This window comes from Natronomonas amylolytica (assembly GCF_037031205.1).
In the GTDB taxonomy this organism is placed as follows: domain Archaea; phylum Halobacteriota; class Halobacteria; order Halobacteriales; family Haloarculaceae; genus Natronomonas; species Natronomonas amylolytica.
Genome location: NZ_JAYEZM010000004.1, coordinates 416,578 through 426,027 on the forward strand (window position 1 = coordinate 416,578; position 9,450 = coordinate 426,027).

General features: G+C 65.8%; 11 protein-coding genes and 1 pseudogene. 8 read left to right on the top strand and 4 right to left on the bottom strand.

Annotated elements, in window-relative coordinates; all coding sequences use genetic code 11:
* The first annotated feature begins 41 nt into the window (after positions 1-41).
* Positions 42-470 (top strand): universal stress protein, encoded by a 429-nt coding sequence (locus tag U5914_RS07900; RefSeq protein WP_336135210.1) that lies wholly within the window; start codon positions 42-44, stop codon positions 468-470.
* Between the two features lie 3 nt (positions 471-473).
* Here U5914_RS07900 and U5914_RS07905 read toward each other — a convergent pair whose 3' ends face one another.
* The gene (locus tag U5914_RS07905; RefSeq protein ID WP_336135211.1) at positions 474-701 is read right to left on the bottom strand and encodes a hypothetical protein; all 228 of its coding nucleotides are present in this window, start codon (positions 699-701) and stop codon (positions 474-476) included.
* An 84-nt stretch (positions 702-785) separates the two neighbouring features.
* Here U5914_RS07905 and U5914_RS07910 point away from each other — a divergent pair, with 84 nt between their 5' ends.
* The 4 genes from U5914_RS07910 to U5914_RS07925 all read left to right on the top strand — a co-directional run bounded on the left by U5914_RS07910 (position 786) and on the right by U5914_RS07925 (position 3,810).
* Positions 786-1,490 carry a helix-hairpin-helix domain-containing protein gene (locus U5914_RS07910; RefSeq protein WP_336135212.1) on the top strand — a complete coding sequence of 235 codons (705 nt, stop codon included), beginning with the start codon at positions 786-788 and terminating at the stop codon, positions 1,488-1,490.
* 40 nt (positions 1,491-1,530) lie between these two features.
* Positions 1,531-1,974: a hypothetical protein gene (locus U5914_RS07915; protein WP_336135213.1), complete on the top strand. Its 444-nt coding sequence runs from the start codon at positions 1,531-1,533 to the stop codon at positions 1,972-1,974.
* Between the two features lie 25 nt (positions 1,975-1,999).
* Complete coding sequence (locus U5914_RS07920) at positions 2,000-2,767, top strand: enoyl-CoA hydratase/isomerase family protein (RefSeq protein ID WP_336135214.1); 768 nt, start codon at positions 2,000-2,002, stop codon at positions 2,765-2,767.
* 92 nt (positions 2,768-2,859) lie between these two features.
* Entirely contained in the window at positions 2,860-3,810 is a 951-nt protein-coding gene (locus U5914_RS07925; protein WP_336135215.1) for a ferritin family protein, read from the top strand.
* A gap of 481 nt (positions 3,811-4,291) precedes the next feature.
* Here the strand turns inward: U5914_RS07925 and U5914_RS07930 are convergent, their stop codons facing one another.
* Positions 4,292-5,494, bottom strand: coding sequence for an acyl-CoA dehydrogenase family protein (locus U5914_RS07930; protein WP_336135216.1), 1,203 nt, complete (start codon positions 5,492-5,494; stop codon positions 4,292-4,294).
* Entirely contained in the window at positions 5,495-6,052 is a 558-nt protein-coding gene (locus U5914_RS07935; protein ID WP_336135217.1) for an SCP2 sterol-binding domain-containing protein, read from the bottom strand. It lies immediately after the preceding gene.
* 268 nt (positions 6,053-6,320) lie between these two features.
* Between U5914_RS07935 and U5914_RS07940 the strand changes: the two genes are divergently transcribed.
* Both U5914_RS07940 and U5914_RS07945 read left to right on the top strand, forming a co-directional pair.
* Complete coding sequence (locus U5914_RS07940; protein ID WP_336135218.1) at positions 6,321-6,971, top strand: helix-turn-helix domain-containing protein; 651 nt, start codon at positions 6,321-6,323, stop codon at positions 6,969-6,971.
* Between the two features lie 88 nt (positions 6,972-7,059).
* Positions 7,060-8,718 carry an AMP-binding protein gene (locus U5914_RS07945; RefSeq protein ID WP_336135219.1) on the top strand — a complete coding sequence of 553 codons (1,659 nt, stop codon included), beginning with the start codon at positions 7,060-7,062 and terminating at the stop codon, positions 8,716-8,718.
* Here the strand turns inward: U5914_RS07945 and U5914_RS07950 are convergent, their stop codons facing one another.
* Entirely contained in the window at positions 8,719-9,243 is a 525-nt protein-coding gene (locus U5914_RS07950) for an SCP2 sterol-binding domain-containing protein (protein ID WP_336135220.1), read from the bottom strand. It abuts the gene before it with no gap.
* A gap of 126 nt (positions 9,244-9,369) precedes the next feature.
* Between U5914_RS07950 and U5914_RS16860 the strand changes: the two are divergent.
* Positions 9,370-9,450: pseudogene (locus tag U5914_RS16860) on the top strand (IS6 family transposase); the annotation flags it as partial.

The window sequence follows — 9,450 nt, forward strand, 5'->3', positions numbered from 1 at the left end:
CCGCCCCCATCTCTTTATATCCGCCCGCCGAGGGGTCGAATATGTACGATCGAATCCTTCTGCCGACCGACGGAAGCGACGCGACGAACCCGGCCGTCGAGCAGGCCATCGGCCTCGCGCGGGAGACGGGCGCGGAACTGCACGTCCTCTTCGTCGTCGAGGACATCCCCTACGCGCCCGAGATGATGGACGACCGCGTCGAGGACCAGCTCCGCGAAATCGGCGAGGGAGCCATCGAGGAGATTCGAGAGCGGGCCGACGAGGCGGGCGTCGACCTCGTCGCCGCCATCCGCGAGGGCGCGCCGCACAACTCGATTCTCGGCTACGCCGACGAGGAGGACATCGACGCCATCGTGATGGGCACCCACGGCCGCAGCGGGCTGGACCGCTACCTGCTCGGCAGCGTCACCGAGCGCGTCGTTCGGACCGCCGACGTGCCCGTGTTGACCGTCCGGCGAAGCGAAGAGTAGGGCCTACCGAAGGCCGAACGCTCGCAGCGACGCGTAGCCGGCGACGACCGCCAGCGAGGCGGCGCCGACGGCGACGAGGAAGTAGACCGGCGCGGTCGTGGCGCCGTAGGCGACCGCCTGTATCGTGCCGAAGGCCGACATCGCCGCGAGCCACAGGAAGGCGACGCCGAGAACTGCCTCTCGAACCTGAATGAAGCCCTCCCCGGGGTCTTCGGCCGGCCGGTCGCTCATATCGGAGGGCGGGCGCCCGCACCGATAAGCCCTCGCTTCCCGGCGGGGCCAAACTATTACTCGCGGCGGCGCACATCGCCTCCCATGCCAGAGCTGTCCGTCTCCGAAGCGCAACTCCAGCGGCTCGAATCCGTCCGCGAGGACCTCGAAGCCGCCTACGTCGGCCCCTACGGGACCATCAGCCGCGAGGAAGCCCTCGAATACCTGCTGGACACCTACACGCCGCCGGAGGAACACGACGCGGCGGCCGAGGAGGCCGGCGACGCCGCCGCCGAGACCGACGATACGGGGGGAGAAACCGCCGAACCCGAACACGAGACGACAGCGACCGACGCCGAGAGCGACACCGACGCCGAACCAGCCGGCGACCTCACCGACATCGCGGGCGTCGGCGAGGCGACCGCCGAGGCGCTCGCGGCCGCCGGCTTCGACTCGATAGCCGCGGTTCGGGATGCCGACCCCGCCGACCTGACCGCCGTGGACGGCATCGCCGACAAGCAGGCCATCGATATCAAAGCCGAGGTGGCGGGCTTCGACGGGACAGAACACGAGGACGGCGCGGCCGATGGAGAGGACGCGACGGAGACCGAGGCCGGGCCGGGCGAAAGCGAGAACGAAAGTCCCGAGAACACCCTCCAGCAGGCGATGAGCCTGCTGGACCAGCACGACGACAAGTGGCGGGAGAGTTCGGGCGACGAGCCCTACGAGGTCGACCTGCCGGACGGGGGCACCGAAGCCGTCCGCACGAAGGACGACATCAAGCGCCTGCTGTTCAAACACTGGCGGTGACCGGAACTACTGAGAGGCTCGCGGTCGCTACGGCCGACTGATGGGCCTTTTCGACGGACTCCGACGGTGGTGGCAACGACGGTTCGGCAGCGGTGCTGACAGCGAGGAAGACGAAGCCGGGAGCGCCGACACGGCGAGCGAGTCATCGGAGGCCGGCAGCTACGAGTGTGCCATCTGCGGCACCACCGTCGAGGGGCCCGAGGCGTCCTGTCCCGTCTGCCGGTCCGGCGACATCGTCGCGGCGGACGGGCGGGCGGCCGACGACCAGTCGTCGCCGGCCAGCGCCCGACAGTACGTCGAGAACACCGACGACGACCCTGTCCAGCGGCTCCAGCAGGTCCGCGACAGCGGCGAGATCCTCGACACACACGCGGACCGCTGGGAGCCCACCGACGACGGGTTTCGGGTGGAAACACCCGACGGCGAGGTAACGGTTCCCTCCAGAGTCGAGGTGGCCGCCCTGCTCGAGGACCACTACGAATAAAGGCGCTGGCGGTCGGCCATCGGGCATGAGCGTCGAACTAGCACGCGAGGGACGCGTCGGCACCATCACCATCTCGAACCCCGACCGGAAGAACGCCGTCGACGCCCCGACGGCGGCGACGATGGCCGACTACGTACACGAACTGGCCTACGACGACGACATCCGGTGTGTCGTCGTCACCGGCGAGGGCGACGCCTTCTGTTCCGGCCTCGACCTGTCGGGCGATATGGGCGGCGGCGACGTGATGGCGGAACTGGAAAACGGCCTCAACGCCATCGCGCTCGGCCTGATGCGCATGGAGAAACCGACGGTCGCGCGGGTGCCCGGCCCGGCGGTCGGTGCGGGCGCCTCCATCGCGGCGGCCTGCGATTTCGTCTACTCCGTCGAGGAGGCCTTCTTCGAGTGGGGCTTTACGAATATCGGACTGGCGCCGGACACGGGCGCGACCTACATCCTCCCGAGACTGGTCGGCCTCCGACAGGCGCTGGATTTGATGATTACGGGCAAGCGCATCGACGCCGACCGGGCCGTCGAGTTGGGCATCGCCAACGAGACGATTCCGGAAGCGGAGTTCGACGATGTCGTCGACGAGCGCGTCGAGACGCTTGCCGGCCGGCCGACGAAGGCCGTCGCCGCCGCCAAACGGCTGGCCTACCGGAACTTCGGCCGGTCGATGGAGGAGGCGCTCCGGGAGGAGGCCATCGCACAGGAGGAGATGATAGAAAGCGAGGACTTCATGGAGGGCGTCGCGGCCTTCATGGCCGACCGAGAACCCGAGTTCGAAGGGCGATAGGCCGCCGTCGCATCGCCCTCGGCGACGCGTTTTATACCCCCTCGCATGCGGGGAGGTAACTCGATACACTCGTGTGTTCTTGTCACACCCGTATGACACAGATACGGGACGACAGCCGCGAGTTGCGCATCAGCGATGAGACCGTCGGCGGCGGCTACTTCAAACACGCCGTCTACAACCACTGGGACCCCTACGAGGACGTCGAGGCCGAACTCCTCGAAACCGACCTCGAACGGAGCGTGGACTCGGCGTTCACCGAGGAGGAGTACTTCGAGACGATGCAGTACCTCGCGCTGTTCGGCGCCGGCGAGGAGGCCGTCACCGAGGACCTCGCGCCGCTGATGGTCGCACTGGAGGACATCAACGACCAGATGTTCATCTCCTCGCAGATATACGAGGAGGCCAAGCACACCCAGTTCTTCGACCGCTACTGGCGGGAGGTCATCTACCCCATCGCCGAGGAACAGGGCTTCGAGAAGGTCGCGCCCACCGACCAGCGGTTCTTCCCCGACGGCTACGTCGACCTCTTCGACCGCACCGAGGAAGCCATGGAGACGCTTCTGACCGACGACACGCCCGAAAATCGGGTTCGCGCGTACTGTCACTACCACCTCGTCGTCGAATCGGTCCTCGCACAGACCGGCTATTACGGCATCACGAACGTGATGGGCCCGGGCGACGACAACGAGATCTCCCTTCGCGAGGAGCCGACGCCACACCTCCCCGGTCTCGTGAAGGGCATCAACTACATCCGCAGCGACGAGGGGCGCCACGTCGGCTTCGGGATGCAGAAAGTCCAGAGCCACATCGCCGAGGACGACGTCGACCCAGATATCGTTCAGGAGACGCTGATGGACCTCATGCCGCTGGTCGCCGAAACCGTCTCCGTCGGCGACGGCGTCGTCGACCCGATGCCGCTGGTCAACTACGCTCGCGACAAACTCTCCCGACGCATCGACATCATCACCGACGCGCAAGCGGAGATTCCGCCCGTCGAGGAACTCGTCGCGCTGGACGAGGAAACGGCTGCGGCAGGCGACTGACGCCTGCTTTTCGTACGGGAGATTTCAGAGGCGACGCACCCATCGAAGGTCGCCGAGTCCGTCGCCAGTACCCCCCCGAAGGCGGTCGACCGGGGCGGTCAGACGAGAATCTAGATTGAAAATCGGTAATAGAACCTGTGGGTGGTTCTGAAGAGTTCTATTTAAAAAACGAGTGAACCACGTGCGATAGCCGGCTGAACAAGCAACGAGGTTGGCATCCGCCGAGCGGGGCGTTCGAAGAACGTCCCCGAGGCGGTTTGCTCAAAAGAGCGCGTTGCGCTCTTTTGGCATGACGAAAGGCGCAAAGCGCCTTTCGAACCACGCGGCGACGAGGCCGTAGGCCGAGTCGCCGTAGCGAGAGTCGACTAACGCGGCGCTTCGCGCCGCGGCGGGAGGCTCTCGCGCATATTTTCACCACGTTTTTGCCGAGAATCGGGGTCGCGGCAACGCCGCGACCCGCGTTCTCGTGCAAAAAGTGGCTTCAATAGGCAGCGTAATCCGTCAGTTCCTTCCCGACGACCAGTTTCTGAATCTCGGTGGTCCCGTCGGGAATCGTCATGACGCTGGCGTCCCGATAGTAGCGTTCGAGCCGATTTTTGGTCTTGAGACCTTCACCACCGTGCAGTTGGAGGGCGTTGTAGGTGGCGTCGACGGAGCGCTCGGAGGTGTAGCCCTTCGCGAGCGACGAGATGAGGCGGGCGCGGTCGTCGCCGCGTTCCAGCAGTTCCAGCGCGTGCCGGGAGAGTTGGCGGGAGGTTTCGAGGTCCCGCAGGATTTCGTAGAGCTTCTCCTGAACGAGTTGGTTCTGGCCGATGGGTTTGCCGAACGTCTCGCGTTCGTGGACGTAATCCAGCGCCTCGTCGAAGGCGGCCTGCATGATGCCGACGGCCATGAAGGACATGCCCGTCCGCATAAAGGAGAAGGTCGCGTTGAGCGCCTTCTGCTCGAAGAACAACTGCGAGACGGCTTCGGGAAACGGGACGATGTCCTGCATGTCGGCGCCGTCCATCAGCGCGTTGCCGACGATGTTCGACAGGCGGTTGGCCTCTGGAATCCGGACGCCGTCGAAGTGCATCTTGCCGTTGTTGACGCCCTTCCAGCCGAGTTTGTCCATCGTCTCGGTCTCGAACGGGGAGTTGTGCTGGTCGACGAGGAACATGTCCTGGGTGTCGGCCGCCTCGTCGTGGGCGACCACGAGGGCGACGTCGGCGATGGGGGCGTTGCCGACCCACTCCTTCTTGCCTTCGAGGACGTACTCGTCGCCGTCCTTGTAGGCGACGGTGTTCGGACGGGCGGTGTCGGAGCCGCCTTCGGGTTCGGTGACGGCGAGACAGCCGATACACTCGCCGGCGTGGAGTTTGTCCAGCATGGCGTCCTGCGTCTCGGCGGCGGCGTGCTGGACGAACACCGACGGGAAGGACATCTGCAGGGCGACGTTGAGGCTGGGCCAGACCCGCGAGACCTCCTCGGAGACGATGGCGAACCGTTCGAGGTTGCCGAAATACTCGGCGGCCATGTCGGGACTGAAGCCGATATCGAGGTCCCGCAGGACGCCCGTGTACTCGAGGAACTCCTCGCGGTCCAGCGGCTCGCGGTCGGCCTCGTCGACGATGGGCTCGATTTCCGCCTCCAAGCGGTCCCGCAGGTTCTCGCGGAACTCGCCGCCGTCCTCGTCGTAGAACATCTACTCGTAATGCTCCGAGAGCGCGCCCATGATGGGGGCCAGTTGGGTGCCCACGTGGACGGGGCCGTCGAGTTCGTACTGCTGGCTCATGAACCCCTGCACGGGGTCGATATCGCCCGTGATGAGGCCGACGAGGTTGTCCGCGGGCCCCTCGATTTCGAGGATGGGGTCCTCAAGGATGCCGGCGCCGCCGGTCAGCGTCTCCGAGGCGGCGTCGACTTCGAGGTGGCCCGCCATCGCGCAGTCGTCGGCCTCGAAGTTGACGGTGATGTCCTGTGTAATCTGTTCGCGGACGGATTCGTCGTTCTCGACGAGTACCTGCGTACCCGTCCACAGGAAGTCCTGAAAGCCGTCGGCGGTCTCGGGATTGGCGTCGACGAACGCGGCGATGTCGATTTCCTCCATCCGGCCGACGACGGCCCCGAACAACTCGGGGTTCGCGCGGACGAAGGCCTCGGTTTCGCCGTCGACGTCGGCGAGGAAGCCGGACAGTTCGTCGGCGAGGTCGTCGGTCGATGCGTCGAGCAGGTCTTCGGCGTAGGTCGTCGCTTCGGTCATGGTCGTTCTCGGGGGCGTGGCCCCGCTACCCGACACGTTCGGACACCCCACCCTGTGGATTGGCCCTCGCATGGGTGGAGGTTTATAAGCGATGGCGAAAGTCGAGCGCTCGAAGCCGAAAACCGCCGAATGCGCCGGTAGTTCGTTTAAATTGCCCTGCCCGCCGATTCGGCGCCATTTATATGCACCGTCGCGGCGCGCGCTCCGGGCGGCGAATTCCGGCGCGTGGAAAGCGCTTATCCGTCGTTACCTCCCTCTATCGGATAGTATGCGCTACGTTCGGACGGTAATCATCCCACGGGATGGCGGGTTACACCCGGTCGACGAGGCGTTGGCCGACGACCCGAACATCGAGCGGGACCTGCTCCACAACATCAGCCTCCTCGACGACGGCACCGCGATTACCCTGTTCCAGTTGTCGGGTGATATCGACCGCGCGCGTGAAATCGCCGACGAGGCCGACGAGGTGCTGGATTTCCAGCTCTCGGAAAGCGACGACCACATCACCGTCTACGCGCATTTCGTGCCGACACAGGACATCATCGACCTGTTGAGCCTCTTTCGGGAGTACGAACTCATCCTCGATATGCCGCTGGAGTACGCCGCCGACGGCGCCCTGCGAGCCCACATCGTCGGCGAGGAGGACGTCATCCGCGAGGTCATCCCGAAAGTGCCGGACGGCATCGGCCTGAACCTCGAACAGATAAGCGACTACGTCCCCGAGGAGGAGCGACTCTTCTCGATGCTCACCGAGCGCCAGCAGGAGACGCTGAAGGCCGCCATAGAGGTGGGCTACTATCAGGTCCCCCGGCAGGCGACCCATCAGGACATCGCCGACTACCTCGACCGCTCGGACGGCACCGTCGGCGAGCACCTCCGGAAGATCGAGGCCAAGATGATGGCCGCCATCGCGCCCTGACGGCCGGCGCTTGCCGGAGCGCTCGTGCGCATAAACGCCCTCCCATACGAGCGAACACCGATTCCGTCGACGAGTCGAACGTTCGGATATGCCCGACGAGCCACCGTGGTACGCCGAATACGAGGCCTTCGGCATCGACCGCTCTCTCGAACCGTATCCCGACCACCTGCTTCATCAGTTCCTCTACGAGGCCGCCGACCAGTACCCCGAGCAGGGCATCGTCCAGTCGGGCCGACACGTCAGTTACGGGGAACTGCGCGAGGACGCCGACGCGCTGGCGGCCGCCCTTCAGGAGCGCGGCGTCGGCGAGGGCGACCGCGTCGCGACCGTCCTGCCGACGTCCGCCCAGTTCGTCGTCGCCACCCACGCCATCTCGCGGGCGGGCGGGGTCCACATCCCGAACGACTTCCTCGACGCCGACGAGGACCTCGTCTACCGCCTCGAACGCGGCGACCCCGACGTCCTCATCGGACAGGACGACCACCGCGAGTTGCTCGAACGACTCCGCGGGGCGGCCGACATCGACCACCTCGTCCTGACGGACCTCGACGATTACGCCGAGGACGCGCCCAAACACGACTCCGAGAAGGGCGTCGAGTGGTGGCCCGCCGTCCTCGAATCCGCGGGCGACCCCGAACCGGTCGATATCGACCCCGACGACACCCACACGCTGCTGTTTACCGGCGGGACGACCGGCAAGCCGAAGGGGTGTCTGCTCTCCCATCGCAACCTCGTCGCCAACGCGACGCAGGCCATCGCCGCCCAGTCCCGGTTGCCCGACCTGATGCGCGGCCGCGAGTCGGCCGTCCTCGCGTTGCCGGCCTACCATTCCTACGGCTACACCATCGCCAACATGCTCGTCTCGCTGGGGCTGGATTTGCTCGTCGTTCCCGACGCCCGCGATACCGAGTTGATACGCGAGCACATCGCCGAGTACGGCCCGCTGGTCATGTTCGGCGTCCCGACGCAGTTCATGGAAATCGCCGACGAGGAACTCGACGGCGACGTCATCGGCCTCTCGGGGTCGGCGCCGCTGGCCGAGGAGACCAGAGAGCGGTTCAGCGAGCAGTCCACGGGCATGTCGCAGGGCTACGGCCTCTCGGAGATGTCGCCCATCACCCACTTCAACGTCGCCGGGATTCAGGAGGCCGTCATGGGCGATGCCGCCGCCGAGGACACCGGCTACGACCGGCCGACCATCGGCGTGCCCGTCCCCGATACCGAGGTCAAACTCCGTGACGTCGATACCGACGAGGAGATTCCGCTCGCGGAGGCCGCCAGCGAGGAACGCGAAGGCGAGATGCTGGTCGACGGCCCCCAGCGCATGACGGGCTATCTCGACGCCGACGACCCCTTCGACGAGGAGGGCTTCGTCGCGACCGGCGACGTGGTGAAAGTCGACGAGAAGGGCCGGTTCTACGTCGTCGACCGCGTCAAGAACATGATAAACGTCTCCGGGCTGAAGGTCTACGCCGAGGAGGTCGACGAGGAACTCTACGGGATGGACGGCGTCCGCCGGCCCGCGACGGTCGGCGTGCCGGACCCCGAACGACCGGGCAGCGAGCGCGTCAAGATATTCGTCGAAGCCGAGGACGGCGCCGAGATTACGGCCGCCGACGTTCGCTCGTATCTCGACGGGCGCGTGCCCCGGCAGGCCATGCCCGAAGCCGTCGAGTTCGTCGCGGAGATACCGCTGACCGATATCGGGAAGACGGACCGCGAGGCCCTGAAGAACCGCGAGGATTGATCAGTCGATGAACGCCTCGTCGGCGTATTCGGCGTCGATGTCGGCCGCGGCCTCGGTGAGGTGGACCGACGCCTGGGAGTACTGCATCACCTTCTGCATGTCGCCCTCGATGTCGAAGGCGCCGGACATCATGCCGTCGACGGCGCCGATGTCGCCCTCCATCAGGCGCTTCCACGTCTCGTTGTCGGCGCTCAATTTGAACCCGGCGTCGACCTCGGCCTCGCTTTCGATGAGGCGGGCGCCGGTGCACTCGCCGCCTTCGAGGCCGACGTACGAGTAGCCGACGTACTCGTTGTCCTCCGCTTGGACGTATCGGTCGATTTCGTCCCGCAGACGCTCAGGCATGGCCTCGGTGTCGAACTCGTCGACGGGCAGGCCCCGCATCTCGAAGACGAAGTCGCCGTTGAAGCCGACCCCCCAGTCGGAAGCCGACTCGGCGTAGGCGTCGCTGTCGTTGATGCGCTCCTCGTACTCGGCGAACCACGCCTGACTCGGGAAGTACACCGCGTCGCTTGCTTGTGCCATACGCCCACACAGCACGGACCGCCGGGTGAATCTATCTCCGCGAATCGGAGGGGGTTTATCAATCATCACTCGCAACGCAGGGCGCTGTTAAGTTAAGAGCGAGGCGGTCGGTGTTTCGAGTGGTCTATGGTCGAAATCGACCGCCTCGACGGTGATACCGGCTGGATCGACTTAGCGTTTGTTGAGCGCGAGCGGACACCCCGCCAG